Genomic DNA, 17,125 nt, shown 5'->3' on the forward strand with positions numbered 1-17,125 from the left:
CCACCCCGTGGTGTACGGGACAGGAGACGAACGACTGATGGAGCTGTTCCTCAACGTGCTGCTGGTGCTCACCAGCGTGCTGCTGATCGTGCTCATCCTGCTGCACCGCGGCAAGGGCGGCGGTCTGTCCTCGATGTTCGGCGGCGCAGTGTCCTCCCAGCTGTCCGGCAGCTCGGTGGTCGAGAAGAACCTCAACCGGCTGACCGTCTTCGCCGGCCTGCTCTGGGCCGTCTGCATCGTGGCGCTCGGCCTGCTGCTGAAGATCTGAGCAACACCCCCCGCATGCCATCGATCCCATGGCTGCGCGGGCGCGTGGCGGCACACAGGGTGTTCACATCGTGACCCCAGACGGGCTGGTCAGGTCCTAGACTGCCCCAGCGGTGATCAACTCTGTCACCGCGACGTGGCGACGATCAGGGGGCCGCTCGTGGCTGGTGGGAACGCGATCCGGGGGAGCCGGGTCGGTGCGGGACCGATGGGTGAGACAGAGCGCGGCGAGGCAGCGCCACGGCACCGGATCGGCTTCTGGTGCGCGAACAACCACGAATCGCGGATCGCCTTCGCGACGGACATCGACGTCCCGGAGACCTGGGACTGCCCGCGCTGCGGGCTCCCGGCGGGGACCGACCAGCAGAACCCGCCGCCGGCACCGCGGACGGAGCCGTACAAGACGCACCTGGCATACGTCCGGGAGCGCCGGTCGGACGCCGACGGCGATGCCCTCCTGGAAGAGGCCCTGAGCCGCTTGCGCGCCCGCCGGGGCGCCTGAGGAGCAGCACCCGGCCACCGCAGGGTCCGCGGCGGGGCCGTTCCAGCCGACAGCCCGGTCACCCCATGAGCAGCTGGGGTGACCGGGCTGTCGGCTGTCCGGGGCTCAGGCCCGGGGAAGCTGGCTGGCCGCGGCGTTGTCCAGGAGCCAGCGGGTGGCCCGCCTGCCCCGGGCCCCGGCTGCCGGGAGCTGGACCGGATCGGCGCCGGACAGTGCCCGGGCGACGGCCTCGGCCTTGCCCCCCCCGCTGACCAGCAGCCAGACCTCCTCCGCCGCAGTGATCGCCGAGAAGCCGAGGCTCACCCGGGTCGGCGGGGGCTTCGGGCAGTCGCGGACCGCGACCACCGGACGGTCGTCGGTGACGGCCGGGGACTCCGGGAAGATCGAGGCGATGTGACCCTCGGGCCCCATGCCCAGCAGCAGGACGTCGATCCGGGGCATCGACTCGCCTTCGGCGGCGACGGCGGCCAGCTGCTCGGCGTACCAGGTCGCGGCCTCCTCCGGCTCGTCGAAGCCGGCGTCGGAGGAGGGGATCGGGTGCACGCGCTCGGGGTCCAGCGCCACCTTGCTCAGCAACGACTCCCGGGCGCCGAGCTCGTTGCGGTCCGGGTGGTCGACCGGCACGAACCGCTCGTCACCCCACCACACGTCCACCGCTGCCCAGTCGACGACGGCGTGCTCGGGCTCGGCGGCCAGTGCGGCGACCCGCTCGAGCACCGCGGTCCCGATGCCGCCGCCGGTGAGGACCACCGACGCCGTCCCGTGCACGGCTTGGGCCGCGGCCAGCCGGGCGACCAGCGCGGAGGCGACGGAGCGGGCCAGCTGGTCGGCGTCGGGCAGCACGACCACGTCGGGCGTCTGGCCCTCCTGCTGGCTCATCGGGTGCGCGCTTTCCTGGTCGGTGCGCCGCCGGTCGCCGCCGACGGCGCGTCGGGGGACTGCACGGCCGGCTGCTCGTCGGAGTCGTCGGCGGGGGAGTCGTGCTCACCGCTCTCGGCCACCTCGTCGGCGTCGGCCGAGTCGTCGGGCACGGTCGGGGCCGGGGTGGCCGCCGACGCCGTGGGGGAGGCGCTGGGCGGTGCGCCGTCCCCGTTGCCGTTGGTCGGCTCGGAGGTCTGCTGCGGCCGCATCGGGTCGTACCAGACGTGGTCCCGGCAGCCCGGCCGGGCGGAGAGCCCGGTCGCGCCGGTCACCGCCTCCAGCGCCTCGCTGTAGGGCTCGTCGGAGTCCAGCCGGCGCAGCTCCTCACCGATCAGCTCACCCAGGCTGCGGTCGGGCAGCGCGACGATGGCCTCCGGCCGGAACGGCTGGTTGATCACCGCTCCGCCCTTGCGGTCGTCCTGCAGCCGCACGATCTCGTCCTGGTCCAGGCGCAGCTCGACGCTGTCGATGCCGGCCGACCCGGGCACCCGCGCGGTGGGGACCACCTCGACGGTGCAGCCGCACCGGGCGGACAGCCACCCGGCGACCAGCTGGGCGGTCGCGCTCTCCGGGTCGCCCTCGACCTGCCCGCCGTGCACCCGGACCGAGTCGCCGCGGCGACCGGACACGGAGTCCAGGGTGGAGGCGAGCGTGGCCCGCCAGGGGGTGCTGCGGGTCCACGCCAGGTCGGTGTCCCCCGGGGCGTAGTCGTGCGCCCGGTTCCGCAGCGCGGCGACCGGGTCGGCCGCCATGGCGGAGTCGGTGATCCGACGGTTGGCGATCACCCCCAGGGCGTCCCGCGCGATGAGCTCCGGCGGGGTCTCGTGCCACCAGGTGACGACCGGCGCGTCCGCGGCGAGCAGCGGCAGCACGACGGACTCCGCGTGCAGGCCCAGCCGGCCGTACATCCGCATGACGACGGCCTCACCCGGGCCCAGCCGGCCACCGATGAGCACCTCGGCGTCCAGCCGGGGCACCGGGGCCTCGACCTGGCGCCGGACGACGACCAGCAGCCGGCAGGGGTGCACCTCGGCCGCAGCGGAGGCGGCCTGCTCGGCCTCGGCGACCCGGCCCTCGTCGGCGACGACCACCAGGGTCAGCGCGACGCCGCTCATCACGGCGCCGCCGGTACGGCGCTGGGCGGCCAGTTCCTTGACCACCGCGGATCCGGTGGTGTCCCACAGCGTGGTCATGAGATCCCCTCCTGGGGAGTCGCTCGGGCGGTTCGGGGGAGGCGGATCACGGTCGGCGCCACAGCCGGCCGTCGGCCTCGAGCATGGCGTCGGCGGCCCGCGGGCCCCACTCGCCCGCCCGGTAGGGGTGCGGCTCCGTGTCGGCCCAGAACGCCTCGAGCGGGTCGATGACCGCCCAGGAGGCCTCCACCTCGGCGTTGCGGGGGAACAGCGTGGCGTCGCCGAGGAGCACGTCGAGCAGCAGTCGCTCGTAGGCCTCCGGGCTCGCCTCGGTGAACTGCTCGCCGTAGAGGAAGTCCATGGCGACGTCGCGGACCTCCATCACGCTGCCGGGCACCTTCGAGCCGAACTTCAGCGTCATGCCCTCGTCGGGCTGCACCCGGATGACGAGCTGGTTGTGGCCCAGCTCCTCGGTGTCGGTCGGGGCGAAGGGGAGGTGCGGCGCCCGCTTGAAGACCAGGGCGATCTCGGTGACCCGGCGGGGCAGCCGCTTGCCGGTGCGCAGGTAGAACGGCACGCCCGCCCAGCGCCGGGTCTCCACGCCCAGCCGGACGGCGGCGTAGGTCTCGGTGCTGGAGTCGCTGGCGACGCCCTCCTCCTGGCGGTAGCCGTTCGCCCGCTGACCGGCCAGCCAGCCCTGCTGGTACTGACCGCGGATGGCGAACTGGACCATGTCGTCGTCGGCGGGGACGGAGACCGCCCGGAGCACCTTGAGCTTCTCGGTCCGGATCTCCTCCGCGGAGAACTCGACCGGCTCCTCCATGGCGGTCAGCGCCAGGAGCTGGAGCAGGTGGTTCTGCAGGACGTCACGGGCGGCGCCGGTCTTCTCGTAGAACCCGGCCCGGCCGCCGATGCCGACGTCCTCGGCCATGGTGATCTGGACCGAGTCGACGTGGTGTCCGTTCCAGATCGGCTCGAACATCGTGTTGGCGAAGCGGAGGGCCAGCAGGTTCTGGACCGTCTCCTTGCCGAGGTAGTGGTCGATCCGGAAGACGTCGTCGGCGGTGAACACCGAGTCGACCAGCTCGTTCAGCTCACGGCTGGAGGCGAGGTCGGTGCCGAAGGGCTTCTCCACGACGACGCGGCGCCAGCGGTCCGGGCTGCTCTCGGCCATCCCGGTTCGCTGCATCTGCTTCAGGACGGTGGGGAACATGGCCGGCGGGATCGACAGGTAGAAGGCCGCGTTGCCGCCGATGCCGTGACTGCCCTCCAGCTCGGCCAGGTTGTCGGCCAGCTCGTCGAAGGCGTTGTCGTCGTCGAAGGAGCCCTGGACGAACCGGACGCTGTTGGCCAGCCGCTCCCAGACCTCCTCACGCCACGGCGTGCGGGCGTGCTCACGCGCGGCCGAACGCGCCAGCTCGGAGAACTCCACGTCGCCCCAGTCGCGGCGGGCGAAGCCCAGCAGCGCGAAGTTGGTGGGCAGCAGGCCGCGGTTCGCCAGGTCGTAGACGGCGGGGAGGAGCTTCTTGCGCGAGAGGTCTCCGGTGATCCCGAAGACGACCAGGGCACAGGGCTCGGGGACCCGGGGCAGCCGCCGGTCCCGTGGATCGCGCAACGGGTTGGTGGGCATCGTGTCCGTCCTCGATCAGCTCGCAGGGTGCCTGTCGTCCGGTGCGGCGCCGGAACGGACGACGGACGGTGTCCAGGGGGTGGTGCGCGGGCGGGGCAGCACGGGGCCCGGGGGCGGCAGGAGCGCCGCCGCCCGGGCCCCGGCGGTCACGCCTTGTCCTGCAGCTGCTCCTGCACCGAGCCGGTGAGCTCGTCCCAGGCGTCGACGAACTTCTGCACGGCCTCGTCCTCGAGGACGCGGAACACGTCAGCGAGGTCGACACCGGCGTCGGCGACCGCCTGCATGACCTTCTCGGCGTCCGCGTAGGCCGACTGCACCGGGGTGCCGGCCTGGCCGTGGTCGGCGTAGGCCTGCATCGTCTTCTCCGGCATGGTGTTCACCGTGTCCGGGGCGATGAGCTCGGACAGGTAGAGGGTGTCGGAGTACTCCGGGTTCTTGACCCCGGTGGAGGCCCACAGCGGGCGCTGCTTGCTCGCGCCCTTGGCCTCGAGCGCCTTCCAGCGGTCGGAGGAGAAGACCTCCTCGTAGGCCTCGTAGGCCAGCTGGGCGTTCGCGACGCCGGCCTTGCCCTTGAGCGAGGCGTCGGCGCCGCTGGCGTCGAGGCGCTTGTCGATCTCGGAGTCCACGCGGGAGACGAAGAACGACGCCACCGACTCGATGCCCTCGAAGGAGGCATCCGGGTCCTCGGCCAGCCGCTGCTCCAGGCCGGAGAGGTAGGCGTCCATGACGGCCTTGTAGCGGTCGATGCTGAAGATCAGCGTCACGTTGACGCTGATGCCCCGGGCGATCGAGGTGGTGATCGCCGGGAGGCTGGCCAGCGTGGCCGGGATCTTGATGAAGAGGTTCGGCCGGTCGACGAGCCACCACAGGTGGGCGGCCTCGGCGGCGGTGGCGTCCTCGTCGTGCGCCAGGCCCGGCGCGACCTCGAGGGAGACCCGGCCGTCGCGGCCGGTGCGGGCGGCGACGGGCGCGAGCAGGTCGCAGGCGTCGCGGACGTCGGCTGCGGTGATGGTGCGCAGTGCCTCCTCGACGCTGACCTTGCGGACGGCCAGCGCGTGCAGCTGGTCGTCGTAGGACTTCGAGCCGCTGATCGCCGCGGCGAAGATGCTCGGGTTGGTGGTGACGCCGACGACGCTCTGCTCGTCGACCAGCGACTGCAGGTTGCCGCTGCGGATGCGGTCCCGGGAGAGGTCGTCGAGCCAGACGGCGACCCCCGCCTTCGACAGCTGTGCCAGGTTCTCGTTCTGGGCCATCTCATGCCCTCCTGTCGGTGTGGTCAGGCCCCTCGGTGGGGGACCCGTGTGCGAGTTGTCGACTGGTGGTGGCCCCGGCCCGGGTCCCGCCTCGAGTGTGCGGCGGGACCCGGGCCGGGGTCACGTGCTCAGTGGTCGGCGGTGGCGTCGGAGCTGAAGACCCCGCCGCGGGAGACGCCGGCACCGCTGGGCGGGGTGGCACCGGAGGCAGCGGCCTGGATGCTCTCCCGTGCAGCAGCGACGACGGCGTCCTCGGTCAGCCCGAACTCCTCGTACAGCTTCGAGTAGGACGCGCTGGCGCCGTAGTGGTTGAGCCCGACGATCCGCCCGGCGTCGCCGACGAACTCCCGCCAGCCCATCGGCACCCCGGCCTCGACGCTGACCCGCGCCTTGACCGACGGGGGCAGCACCTGCTCGCGGTAGGCCTGGTCCTGCTCGGCGAACCACTCCCAGCAGGGCAGGGACACGACGCGGGTCGGCACGCCCTGGGCCTCGAGCTGCTCCCGGGCGGCCACCGCGATCTGGACCTCCGAGCCGGTGCCCATGAGGACCACCTCGGGGGCGCCGTTCGACGCCTCGGCCAGCACGTACCCGCCCTTGGCGGTGCCCTCGGCCGAGGCGAACTCGGTGCGGTCGAACACCGGCAGGTTCTGCCGGGACAGCGCCAGCCCGGCGGGCCGGTCGTTGTGCTCGAGGATCGTGCGCCACGCCACCGCGGTCTCGTTGGCGTCGGCGGGGCGGACGAAGTCCAGCCCCGGGATGGCGCGCAGCGCGGCGTAGTGCTCGATCGGCTGGTGGGTCGGGCCGTCCTCGCCGAGGCCGATCGAGTCGTGAGTCCACACGTAGGTGACCGGCAGCTGCATGAGGGCGGCGAGACGAACCGCACCGCGCATGTAGTCGGAGAAGGTGAGGAAGGTGCCGCCGTAGACGCGGGTGCCACCGTGCAGCGCGATGCCGTTCATGATCGCGCCCATGGCGTGCTCGCGGACACCGAAGTGCAGCGTGCGGCCGTAGGGACCACCGGACCACATCTTGGTCTGGCGGCTGGCCGGCAGGAACGACGGCTCGCCCTTGACCGCGGTGTTGTTGCTCTCCGCGAGGTCGGCCGACCCGCCCCACAGCTCGGGGAGCTCGGGGTAGACGGCGGCGAGGACCTCACCGGAGGCCTTGCGGGTGGCGACGCCCTTGGGGTCGGCGTCCCAGGACGGCAGCCCGGCGGCCCAGCCCTCGGGGAGGGTGCGGGTGCTCATCCGCTCCAGCAGCGCGGCGCCCTCGGGGTTCGCGGTGGTCCAGGCGTCGAAGCCCTGCTGCCACTCGGCGTGCGCCTGCTGGCCCCGGGTGACGGCCTTGCGGGTGTGCTCGATGACCTCGGGGGTGACCTCGAAGGTCTTCTCCGGGTCGAAGCCGAGGATCTCCTTGGTCGCCTTCACCTCGTCGTCCCCGAGGGCCGAGCCGTGCACGGCACCGGTGTTCTGCTTGTTCGGCGCAGGCCAGCCGATGACCGTGCGGAGCACGATGATCGAGGGGCGGGTGGTCTCGGCCTTGGCGGCGGCGAACGCGGCGTCCACGGCGGCCAGGTCCTCGCCGTCGTCGACGTGCTGGACGTGCCAGCCGTAGGCGGCGTAGCGGGCGCCGACGTCCTCCGTGAAGGCGATCGTGGTGTCGTCCTCGATCGAGATCCGGTTGTCGTCGTAGACCAGGACGAGGTTCCCCAGCTCCTGGGTGCCGGCGAGCGAGGAGGCCTCGCCGCTGACGCCCTCCTCCAGGTCGCCGTCGGAGGCGAAGGCCCAGATGGTGTGGTCGAAGAGGCTCTCGCCCTCGGCTGCGTCCGGGTCGAGCATGCCGCGCTCGCGACGGGCGGCCATCGCCATCCCGACGGCGTTGCCGACGCCCTGGCCCAGCGGCCCGGTGGTGGTCTCGACGCCGGCGGTGTGCCCGACCTCGGGGTGGCCCGGGGTCTTGGAGCCCCAGGTGCGCAGCGCTTGCAGGTCCTCGAGCTCCAGGCCGTAGCCGGCCAGGTAGAGCTGGACGTAGAGGGTGAGGCTGGAGTGCCCCATGGAGAGCACGAAGCGGTCGCGGGCGGCCCAGTTCGGGTCGCTGGGGTCGTGCTTCAGCCACTTCTGGAAGAGCAGGTAGGCGACCGGCGCCATGCTCATCGCGGTGCCGGGGTGGCCGTTGCCGACCTTCTGCACCGCGTCCATGGCCAGGACGCGCGCCGTGTCGATGGCCGCGCGGTCCAGGTCGCCGAAGCCCTCGGGGAGGGTCGGGTCGGGCTGGCGGGGCGAGCCGGTCGAGGAGTCGGTGGCGGCCTCGGCGGGGGCCTCGGCCGCGGTGCTCTTGGTTCCGTTGTCGCTGGTCATGTGGCGCTCGGAGCTCCCTCGGGGGTTGGTCGGTGTCGGACCCGCCCGGGGGCACGGGGGCAGTTCACCCCGGGACGGACGACGATGCGCACCACGGCCGCCCCGGTCGGCGCGGTCGGAGGTCGTGAGCGTGGGCGCGCCGTCGTCCTCGACGTCCGCCCTACCCGCATCACGCGCGTAGTCAACGTGATCAAACCCTAGTGGTGTCCGGCGATTCCCTGTAGGGAGGGCGGGCTACAGTGACTCGGCAACCCCATCCCCCGGCGGAGAAGGACCTCGTGGTGCCCTGCTGCCCGCGCGACGCTGCGCCCCTGGGCCCCCGGTGACGGCGATCGCGGACCGCTCCGTGAGCCGGGTCCGCCCGCTGCGTTCGGCCGGTGGCACGGTCGCCGCCTACGTGTCGCTGACCAAGCCGAAGCTCGTCGAGCTGCTGCTGGTCACCACGCTGCCGGCGATGATGCTCGCGGCCGGGGGCTGGCCGGGCACCGGTCTCGTCGTGGCCACCCTGGTCGGCGGCATGCTCGCGGCCGGCGCCGCGAACACGATCAACTGCTGGTACGACCGGGACATCGACCGGCTGATGTCCCGGACCCGCAACCGGCCGATCCCCAGCGGGGTCATCGCGCCGCGCAACGCGCTGGTCTTCGGCGTCCTGCTGGCATGGGTCTCGCTGGTCGTGCTGGGTCTGTTCACCACGCCGCTGGCCACGGTGCTGGCAGCGGCCGCGGTGCTGGCCTACTCGGTGCTCTACACGATGGTGCTCAAGCGCCGGACCCGGCACAACACCGTGTTCGGCGGGCTGCCGGGCGCCGCCCCGGTGCTGATCGGCTGGGCCGCGGTCACCGGCTCGCTGGACTGGCCGGCCGTGGTCTTCTTCGGCATCGTCTTCTGCTGGCAGATGCCGCACTTCTGGGCGCTGGCCAGCCGGTTCCGCTTCGACTACTTCCGCGCCGGAGTGCCGATGCTCTCGGTGGTGGCCGGGCCGGTCACCGTCGGCCGCCAGTCCGTCGCCTGGGCGTGGGGCACGCTGGGCACCTCGTTGCTGATGGTCCCGGCGACGCCGCAGCTGGGGTGGGTCACCACCATCGCCACGCTGGGTCTCGGCGCCTGGTACGTCGCGGAGTCGCACGCCTGGTTGCGGCGGATCAAGAGCGGTGGCCCGGACCGTCCGATGCGGCTGTTCTCGGTGTCGATCACCTACATGACGCTGCTGTCGATCGCCCTGGTGGCCGACGTCCTCGTCTGACGAGGGCCCACCCACGCCCCGCCACGTCCGCGCGGCTCCGGTGGTCTGCGTCCACGGCGGGTGCTGAGCCCGGGACGCGCCGCAGCTGCACACCAGTGGAGTCGCGCCCTGACCTGCGAGGCAGGGCCGACTCAGCGGGTGGCGGCGGCGCGCTCCGGTGAGACCTCGACCGGCAGCTCGGAGGCCGGGCCGCGCACCGACCACACCAGGCGGGCGGCGTAGGCGGTGGTCAGCACCGCGCCGGCCATGTGCAGCAGCACCAGCAGGATGGGCAGCTGGGTGAAGTACTGCACGTAGCCGACCACTCCCTGGGCGAGCTCCACGATCAGCAGGTCGCGGGCGGCCCGGCGGACCCGGCCGGGGGAGTCGGTGGCGTACAGCGCCACCAGCAGCGCGATCGTCAGCCCGAGCAGCAGGAAGACGGCGTCGGCGTGCAGCTGGCTCATCAGCGCGGGGTCGAAGCCGGTGCGGCCGGCCTCGGGGTCGCCGCTGTGCGGGCCGCTGCCGGTGACCACGGTGCCGAGCACGAGGACGACCGCCACGGTGGCGGCGACGCCGTACACCAGCAGCGCGAGCGGGCGGCGGACGACGAGCTGGCCCACCCCCGGCTCGCGGGACCGGAGCCACATCACGGTGGTCAGCGCCACGAGCGCGGTCGAGACGAGGAAGTGCGCGGCCACCGTGTAGGGGTTCAGCCCGGTGAGCACGGTGATGCCGCCCACCAGGCCCTGGGCGGGGATGCCCAGGAAGGCCACCACGGCGAGCGGTCGCAGGTCGCGGCGGGCGGACCGGAAGACCGCGACCAGGGTGGCGGCGGCGATGGCCACCAGGACGAACGTCAGCAGCCGGTTGCCGAACTCGATGACGCCGTGGGCGGCGAGCTCCGGTGTCGTGGTGAAGCTGTCCTCGGTGCAACGGGGCCAGGTCGGGCAACCCAGCCCCGAGCCGGTCAGCCGGACGAACCCGCCGGTGAGGACGATCAGGCCGTTGGCGATCGCGCTGGCCAGCGCCAGCCGGGAGACCGTCGAGTTGCGCACCCGCGAGGGAAGAACTGACACGCCACCGATGCTACTTACCTCGGTGCCCCTCGCCGCCCGGCTCGACCAGCCGCCCGGCGCCCCACCCCGCACGCGTGCCGCCCCTCGCCGAGAAGCCGGCGACCGATGGGCAGTGACCGCCGCGGGTAGGTGTGCACCGCCACATCCGACATGAGAGGCGGCCATCTTCGATGACCAGCGGTTTCCCCGGCGGTCCCTACGGGGGCAGCCCGTTCGACGACTTCTTCTCCGCCTTCCTGGGCGGGCCCGGCGCACGCCGGGGCATGCAGCGGGTGGACATCACCCAGCTGCTCAGCGAGCACTCCCGCGAGGTGGTGACCACCGCGGCTCGGCAGGCCAGTGAGTGGGGGAGTGCCGACCTGGACACCGAGCACCTGCTCTGGGCGCTCGCCGGCCACGAGCCGACCCGCACCCTGCTCGCCCGCACCGGGGCCGACCCGGAAGAGCTGCGCGAACAGCTGGCGGGGCAGCTGCGTCAGGGTGAGCCGACCGGGCAGCCGGTCGCGCTGACCCCGGCCGCGAAGCGGGCTCTCCTCGACGCCCACCAGGTGTCCCGGGCCAGCGGCTCCACCTACATCGGCCCCGAGCACCTGCTCTTCGCGCTGTCGGTCAACGCGGAGTCCGGTGCCGGCCGGGTGCTCGGTGCGATCCGAGCCACGCCGGAGGCGTTGCAGCAGGCCGCAGCCGGTGGTCCCAGCGCCGTGCGCGGGAGTGGGGGCGGCGGTGGCGAGCAGCCGCCGTCCTCGACCCCGACCCTCGACGAGTTCGGCCGCGACCTCACCCAGCTCGCCCGGGACGGGAAGATCGACCCGGTCATCGGCCGGGCCCAGGAGATCGAGCAGACGATCGAGGTCCTCTCCCGGCGCACCAAGAACAACCCGGTGCTGATCGGTGAGGCCGGTGTCGGCAAGACGGCGATCGTCGAGGGCATCGCCGCGCAGATCGCCGAGGGCGACGTCCCCGAGTCCCTGCGGGGGCGCCGGGTGGTGGAGCTGGACCTCACCGGTCTGGTCGCCGGCACCCGGTACCGCGGGGACTTCGAGGAGCGGCTCAAGAAGGTGATGGACGAGATCCGCGAGCACAGCGACGAGGTGATCGTCTTCATCGACGAGCTGCACACCGTCGTCGCGGCCGGTGGGTCGGAGGGCTCGGCTGGTGCGGGCAACATCCTCAAGCCGGCGCTGGCCCGCGGTGAGCTGCACATCGTGGGTGCGACGACGCTGGACGAGTACCGGCGCAACGTCGAGAAGGACCCGGCGCTGGAGCGGCGCTTCCAGCCGGTGCTGGTGCCCGAGCCCAGCACGCTGGACACCATCGAGATCCTGCGCGGGCTGCGGGACCGCTACGAGGCTCACCACCAGGTCCGGTTCACCGACGAGGCGCTGGTCGCGGCGGCCGAGCTGTCCGAGCGCTACGTCACCGACCGGCACCTGCCGGACAAGGCGATCGACCTGATCGACCAGGCCGGTGCCCGCACCCGGCTGCGGGTCAAGCGGCCCACCACCGACCTGCGGGCGCTGGAGCAGGAGGTGCAGCGACTGCACCGGGAGAAGGACCAGGCGGTCGCCGCCGAGCAGTACGAGCGCGCCTCGACGCTGCGGGACGAGTGCAAGGCGGCGCAGGCCGAGCTGGACCGGGCCCGTTCCGGCGGGGACGCCGGCATCCCCGAGGTCGGCGTGGCCGAGATCGCCGAGGTCGTCTCCCGGGCGACCGGCGTGCCGGTGGCCCAGCTGACCGAGGAGGAGCGCGACCGGCTGCTGCGCCTGGAGGACGTCCTGCACGAGCGGGTCGTCGGCCAGGACGAGGCCGTGGACGTCGTCGCCGAGGCGATCCGCCGCTCCCGGGCCGGACTGGGCGACCCGGACCGGCCGATCGGCAGCTTCCTGTTCCTCGGCCCGACCGGGGTGGGCAAGACCGAGCTGGCCCGGGCGCTGGCCGAGGCGCTGTTCGGTGACTCCGACCGGATGATCCGGCTGGACATGAGCGAGTTCCAGGAGCGGCACACGGTCAGCCGGCTGGTCGGCTCGCCCCCCGGCTACGTGGGGTACGAGGACGCCGGTCAGCTCACCGAGGCGGTCCGTCGCCGTCCCTACTCGGTGGTGCTGCTGGACGAGGTCGAGAAGGCCCACCCGGACGTGTTCAACACGCTGCTGCAGCTGCTGGACGACGGCCGGCTGACAGACTCTCAGGGCCGCACGGTCGACTTCACCAACACCGTGGTGATCATGACCAGCAACCTCGGGTCGGAGGCGATCGTCAACGCCGGCCGGGGCCCGCTGGGCTTCACCGCGCCCGGCAACGCGGGTGACGACCTGCGCGACCAGGTGATGCGGCGGTTGCGGGAGGCCTTCCGGCCGGAGTTCCTCAACCGGATCGACGAGATCGTGGTCTTCCGGCAGCTGGAGGCTGAGCAGCTGGCGCGGATCACCGACCTGCTGCTGGACGAGACCCGGCGGCGGCTGTCCGCCCAGGACGTCGCGATCGAGTTCACCCCCGAGGCGGTGGCCTGGTTGGCCGAGCGCGGGCACGAGCCGCAGTTCGGGGCTCGGCCGCTGCGCCGGGCGATCCAGCGGGAGGTCGACAACCGGCTCTCCCGGTTGGTGCTCGGCGGGCAGCTGGGCGCCGGGCAGCGGGTGACCGTCTCCGTCACCGACGGTGAGCTGGACCTCCAGGTGGCGGAGGCGAACACGGTCGCCGAGGTGGAGGCCCCGGCCACGGTGTGATGCGCCTCTCGGGGAGCCCGCAGGTTAGGACCGCCTTCCTTGCGGGCTCCCCGATTAAGCACACAATCGTGTTGTGGAATCCGTTGCGGCCCGAGCCGCCGTCCCCTCCGCCGGTGCGCCGGCCGAGGACGGGCGCACCCGTGACCGGGTGAGCAGCCTCCTCCTCGAGCACGGCCCCCAGACCGCCACCGAGCTCGCCGCCCGGCTGAGGATCTCCCCGGCCGCGGTGCGCCGGCACCTCGACGGCCTGGTCGCCGCGGGGCGGGTCACCGAGCGCGAGGCGCCCGGCAGCCAGCGGGGGAGGGGACGCCCGGCTCGCCGGTTCGCCCTCACCGACGCCGGCCGGGAGTCCTTCCCGCACGCGTACGACGACCTGGCGCTCACCGCGCTACGCTTCGTCGCCGAGCACGGTGGGCCCGACGCCGTCCGCGCCGTCGCAGAACAGCAGCTCTCCGGGCTGGCCCAGCGGTGCTCCACCGCGGTGGAGTCCGCGCTGGAGGCCGCACCGGGCGCCGGGGACGTCGACCGGGCGCAGGTGCTCGCCGTCGCGCTGACCGCCGAGGGCTACGCCGCGACCGCCTCCGCGATCTCCAGCGGTGGGCAGCTGTGCCAGCACCACTGCCCGGTCGCCCACGTCGCGGCCGAGTTCCCGCAGCTGTGCGAGGCTGAGACCGCGGTGATCAGCCGGCTGGTCGGCACGCACGTCCAGCGGTTGGCCACGATCGCCCACGGCGACGGGATCTGCACGACCCACATCCCCGCGCAGCTGGCCCTCCGGGCCGGACTCCGCGCCGGCTCCCAGGCCGGGAACAAAGCCACCCCCGCACGCCCTGTACCTGCTGGTCGCGCTACGCCCTCCGGCGCCGGCGCCAGCACTCGCACCACCCCCTCGATCGACCGGGAGAGGACCCCCGCATGACCACCACGCAGCCGGTGCCCAGCGCGCCGATGACGCAGGACGAGACGATCGACGCGCTCGGCCGCTACAAGTACGGCTGGTCGGACACCGACGCCGCCGGCGCCTCGGCCACCCGCGGCATCAACGAGGACGTCGTCCGCGACATCTCGCGCCGCAAGAACGAGCCCGAGTGGATGCTCGAGCGCCGGCTGAAGGCGCTGAAGATCTTCGGGAAGAAGCCCATGCCCGACTGGGGCTCGGACCTCTCCGGCATCGACTTCCAGAACATCAAGTACTTCGTGCGCTCCACCGAGGCGCAGGCCACCTCGTGGGAGGACCTGCCCGACGACATCAAGAACACCTACGACAAGCTGGGCATCCCCGAGGCGGAGAAGCAGCGGCTGGTCTCCGGTGTCGCGGCGCAGTACGAGTCCGAGGTCGTCTACCACAAGATCCGTGAGGACCTCGAGGAGCAGGGCGTCCTGTTCCTGGACACCGACACCGCGCTGCGCGAGCAGCCCGAGCTGTTCCGCGAGTACTTCGGCTCGGTCATCCCGGCCGGGGACAACAAGTTCTCCGCGCTGAACACCGCCGTGTGGTCGGGTGGCTCGTTCATCTACGTGCCCAAGGGCGTCCACGTCGAGATCCCGCTGCAGGCCTACTTCCGGATCAACACCGAGAACATGGGCCAGTTCGAGCGCACCCTCATGATCATCGACGAGGGCGCCTACGTGCACTACGTCGAGGGCTGCACCGCGCCGATCTACAAGACCGACTCGCTGCACTCCGCGGTCGTCGAGATCATCGTGAAGAAGAACGCGCGCTGCCGGTACACGACCATCCAGAACTGGTCGAACAACGTCTACAACCTGGTCACCAAGCGGGCCGTGGCCCACGAGGGCGCGACCATGGAGTGGGTCGACGGCAACATCGGCTCCAAGGTGACGATGAAGTACCCGGCCGTGTGGATGACCGGTGAGCACGCCAAGGGCGAGGTCATGTCCATCGCCTTCGCCGGCGAGGGCCAGCACCAGGACGCCGGCGCCAAGATGGTGCACGCCGCCCCGCACACCTCCTCGACGATCGTGTCGAAGTCGGTGGCGCGCGGTGGTGGCCGCACCTCCTACCGCGGCCTGGTCCAGGTCGACGAGGGCGCCTACGGCTCCCGCTCGACGGTGAAGTGCGACGCGCTGCTGGTCGACACGATCAGCCGCTCGGACACCTACCCCTACGTCGACGTCCGTGAGGACGACGTGTCGATGGGCCACGAGGCGACCGTGTCGCGGGTCAGCGACGACCAGCTGTTCTACCTGATGAGCCGAGGGCTCTCCGAGGACGAGGCGATGGCGATGGTCGTGCGCGGCTTCGTCGAGCCCATCGCCCGGGAGCTGCCGATGGAGTACGCCCTCGAGCTCAACCGCCTGATCGAGCTCCAGATGGAAGGTGCCGTCGGCTGATGTCGGCTCCACAGAACACCGGTACTGACGACCAGACCACCCTGACCACCGACTCGGCCACCCTCGCCGGGGAGCTCTTCGCTCCCGGCGTGGGCGCCCAGGCCGGCCCGCCGACCACCCCGGCGGCCGGCACCGGCACCGCGGGCGACACGCCCCCCGGGTCGCACTCGCACGGCGGGCCGGCGCCGACCGGCTCGCCGGCCGAGCGGTTCACCTCCACCGACCCGGAGGCGTTCGGCGCACCGACCGGCCGCGAGGAGGAGTGGCGCTTCACCCCGATGCGCCGCGTCCGCGCGCTGCTGGACGGCGCACCGTCCGACGCCCACCTGACGTGGCAGAGCGATCTGCCCGAGGGAGCCGAGCTGACCTCGGTCGAGGCCGACGACCCGCTGCTCAAGGGCCTGCCCGAGCCGGTCGACCGGCTCGCCGCGCTGACCCGTCAGCGCAGCGGTGGCGCGGCCGTGCTCCGGATCGCCAAGGAGGCCGTGCTCGACCGCCCGGTCACCCTCGGCCTGTCGGGCACGGGGAGCGACGACGTCGTCTGGGGCCAACTGGTCGTCGAGGTCGGTGCGTTCGCGCAGGCGACCGTCGTCCTGGACCACTCTGGGCTGGCCCGCTACTCCGGCGGGGTCGCCTTCCTGCTCGGTGACGGTGCGCAGCTGACCGTCGTCTCGGTGCAGGACTGGGCGCCGGGCACGGTGCACGGCGGGCAGCTCGACGCCGTCGTCGGCCGGGACGCCACCCTCAAGCAGGTCGTGGTCACCCTCGGCGGTGACCTGGTCCGGCTGGTCAGCAACGTCCAGTACGCCGGTCCCGGTGGCTCGGTCGACCTCTACGGCGTGTACTTCGCCGACGAGACCCAGCACCAGGAGCACCGGCTGTGGGTCGACCACGGCACGCCGAACTGCCGCAGCAACGTCGTCTACAAGGGCGCGCTGCAGGGCGAGAAGGCGCACACGGTCTGGGTCGGTGACGTGCGGATCCGCCCGGCCGCCACCGGCACCGACACCTACGAGCTGAACCGCAACCTGGTGCTCACCGACGGCGCCCGCGCCGACTCGGTGCCGAACCTGGAGATCGAGACCGGCGAGATCGTCGGCGCCGGCCACGCCAGCGCCACCGGCCGGTTCGACGACGAGCAGCTGTTCTACCTCTGCTCCCGGGGGATCGACGCCGAGACCGCGCGTCGCCTCGTGGTGCGCGGCTTCTTCGCCGACGTCGTGCAGCACATCGGCGTCCCCGAGCTGCAGGACCGGCTGATGGGCACCATCGAGGCCCGCCTCGGCGCGCTGCCGGACCTCGAGGAGCAGCCGGTCGAGGTCGGCGCGTGACGTACGAACGCGTGTGCGCGCTGTCCGAGGTGCCCGAGGACGGGTCCCTGCGGATCGAGCTCGCCGACATCGACGTCGCCGTCGTCCAGCTCGACGGTGAGATCTACGCGATCCAGGACGTCTGCTCGCACGCCGACGTCCCGCTGACCGACGGCGACGTCGACGACGTCGACGGGGCGCCCACCATCGAGTGCGCCCTGCACGGCTCGTGCTTCGACCTGCGCACCGGCCAGCCCACGAACCTCCCGGCCACCGAGCCGGTCCCCGTCTACCCGGTCCGGGTGGAGGGTGACGACGTCCTGGTGGACGTCGACGCCCCCCTCGCCGCGGCCAGCCACTGAGGAGC

At 72.6% G+C, this 17,125-nt stretch carries 14 protein-coding genes; 8 read left to right on the forward strand and 6 right to left on the reverse strand.

Annotation, left to right across the window (positions count from 1 at the left end; all coding sequences use genetic code 11):
• The first annotated feature begins 37 nt into the window (after nucleotides 1-37).
• Nucleotides 38-268 carry a preprotein translocase subunit SecG gene (gene secG, locus O2W20_RS21900; protein WP_269160406.1) on the forward strand — a complete coding sequence of 77 codons (231 nt, stop codon included), beginning with the start codon at nucleotides 38-40 and terminating at the stop codon, nucleotides 266-268.
• 159 nt (nucleotides 269-427) lie between these two features.
• A complete protein-coding gene (locus O2W20_RS21905) occupies nucleotides 428-769 on the forward strand; it encodes an RNA polymerase-binding protein RbpA (protein WP_269173807.1) in 342 nt (113 codons plus the stop codon).
• Between the two features lie 105 nt (nucleotides 770-874).
• On the opposite strand, the gene pgl is transcribed toward O2W20_RS21905, so the two are convergent.
• The 5 genes from pgl to tkt form a co-directional block, all read right to left on the reverse strand.
• On the reverse strand, nucleotides 875-1,648 hold the full coding sequence (pgl, locus tag O2W20_RS21910; RefSeq protein ID WP_269173806.1) for a 6-phosphogluconolactonase: 774 nt from the start codon (nucleotides 1,646-1,648) through the stop codon (nucleotides 875-877).
• Nucleotides 1,645-2,883 (reverse strand): glucose-6-phosphate dehydrogenase assembly protein OpcA, encoded by a 1,239-nt coding sequence (locus O2W20_RS21915; RefSeq protein ID WP_269173805.1) that lies wholly within the window; start codon nucleotides 2,881-2,883, stop codon nucleotides 1,645-1,647. Before O2W20_RS21915 ends, pgl begins: the two co-directional genes overlap by 4 nt.
• Before the next feature lie 46 nt (nucleotides 2,884-2,929).
• Complete coding sequence (zwf, locus tag O2W20_RS21920) at nucleotides 2,930-4,453, reverse strand: glucose-6-phosphate dehydrogenase (RefSeq protein ID WP_269173804.1); 1,524 nt, start codon at nucleotides 4,451-4,453, stop codon at nucleotides 2,930-2,932.
• Between the two features lie 146 nt (nucleotides 4,454-4,599).
• The gene (tal, locus tag O2W20_RS21925) at nucleotides 4,600-5,706 is read right to left on the reverse strand and encodes a transaldolase (protein WP_269173803.1); all 1,107 of its coding nucleotides are present in this window, start codon (nucleotides 5,704-5,706) and stop codon (nucleotides 4,600-4,602) included.
• A gap of 128 nt (nucleotides 5,707-5,834) precedes the next feature.
• Nucleotides 5,835-8,066, reverse strand: a complete 2,232-nt coding sequence (gene tkt, locus O2W20_RS21930; protein WP_269173802.1) for a transketolase — start codon at nucleotides 8,064-8,066, stop codon at nucleotides 5,835-5,837.
• A gap of 346 nt (nucleotides 8,067-8,412) precedes the next feature.
• Between tkt and O2W20_RS21935 the strand changes: the two genes are divergently transcribed.
• Nucleotides 8,413-9,312, forward strand: coding sequence for a heme o synthase (locus O2W20_RS21935; RefSeq protein WP_269173801.1), 900 nt, complete (start codon nucleotides 8,413-8,415; stop codon nucleotides 9,310-9,312).
• Nucleotides 9,313-9,443: 131 nt separating this feature from the next.
• Here O2W20_RS21935 and O2W20_RS21940 read toward each other — a convergent pair whose 3' ends face one another.
• On the reverse strand, nucleotides 9,444-10,370 hold the full coding sequence (locus O2W20_RS21940) for a COX15/CtaA family protein (RefSeq protein WP_269173800.1): 927 nt from the start codon (nucleotides 10,368-10,370) through the stop codon (nucleotides 9,444-9,446).
• Nucleotides 10,371-10,540: 170 nt separating this feature from the next.
• Here O2W20_RS21940 and O2W20_RS21945 point away from each other — a divergent pair, with 170 nt between their 5' ends.
• The 5 genes from O2W20_RS21945 (at nucleotide 10,541) to O2W20_RS21965 (ending at nucleotide 17,120) form a co-directional block, all read left to right on the forward strand.
• On the forward strand, nucleotides 10,541-13,093 hold the full coding sequence (locus O2W20_RS21945) for an ATP-dependent Clp protease ATP-binding subunit (protein WP_269173799.1): 2,553 nt from the start codon (nucleotides 10,541-10,543) through the stop codon (nucleotides 13,091-13,093).
• 73 nt (nucleotides 13,094-13,166) lie between these two features.
• Nucleotides 13,167-14,012, forward strand: a complete 846-nt coding sequence (locus O2W20_RS21950; RefSeq protein ID WP_269173798.1) for a helix-turn-helix transcriptional regulator — start codon at nucleotides 13,167-13,169, stop codon at nucleotides 14,010-14,012.
• Between the two features lie 29 nt (nucleotides 14,013-14,041).
• Complete coding sequence (gene sufB, locus O2W20_RS21955; RefSeq protein ID WP_442929136.1) at nucleotides 14,042-15,448, forward strand: Fe-S cluster assembly protein SufB; 1,407 nt, start codon at nucleotides 14,042-14,044, stop codon at nucleotides 15,446-15,448.
• Nucleotides 15,448-16,779 carry a Fe-S cluster assembly protein SufD gene (sufD, locus tag O2W20_RS21960; RefSeq protein ID WP_269173797.1) on the forward strand — a complete coding sequence of 444 codons (1,332 nt, stop codon included), beginning with the start codon at nucleotides 15,448-15,450 and terminating at the stop codon, nucleotides 16,777-16,779. Before sufB ends, sufD begins: the two co-directional genes overlap by 1 nt.
• Nucleotides 16,776-17,120, forward strand: a complete 345-nt coding sequence (locus tag O2W20_RS21965; protein WP_269173796.1) for a Rieske (2Fe-2S) protein — start codon at nucleotides 16,776-16,778, stop codon at nucleotides 17,118-17,120. The genes sufD and O2W20_RS21965 overlap by 4 nt, the downstream gene beginning before the upstream one ends.
• Nucleotides 17,121-17,125: the final 5 nt, after the last annotated feature.

Source organism: Modestobacter sp. VKM Ac-2982 (assembly GCF_026967935.1).
Lineage (GTDB): Bacteria > Actinomycetota > Actinomycetes > Mycobacteriales > Geodermatophilaceae > Modestobacter.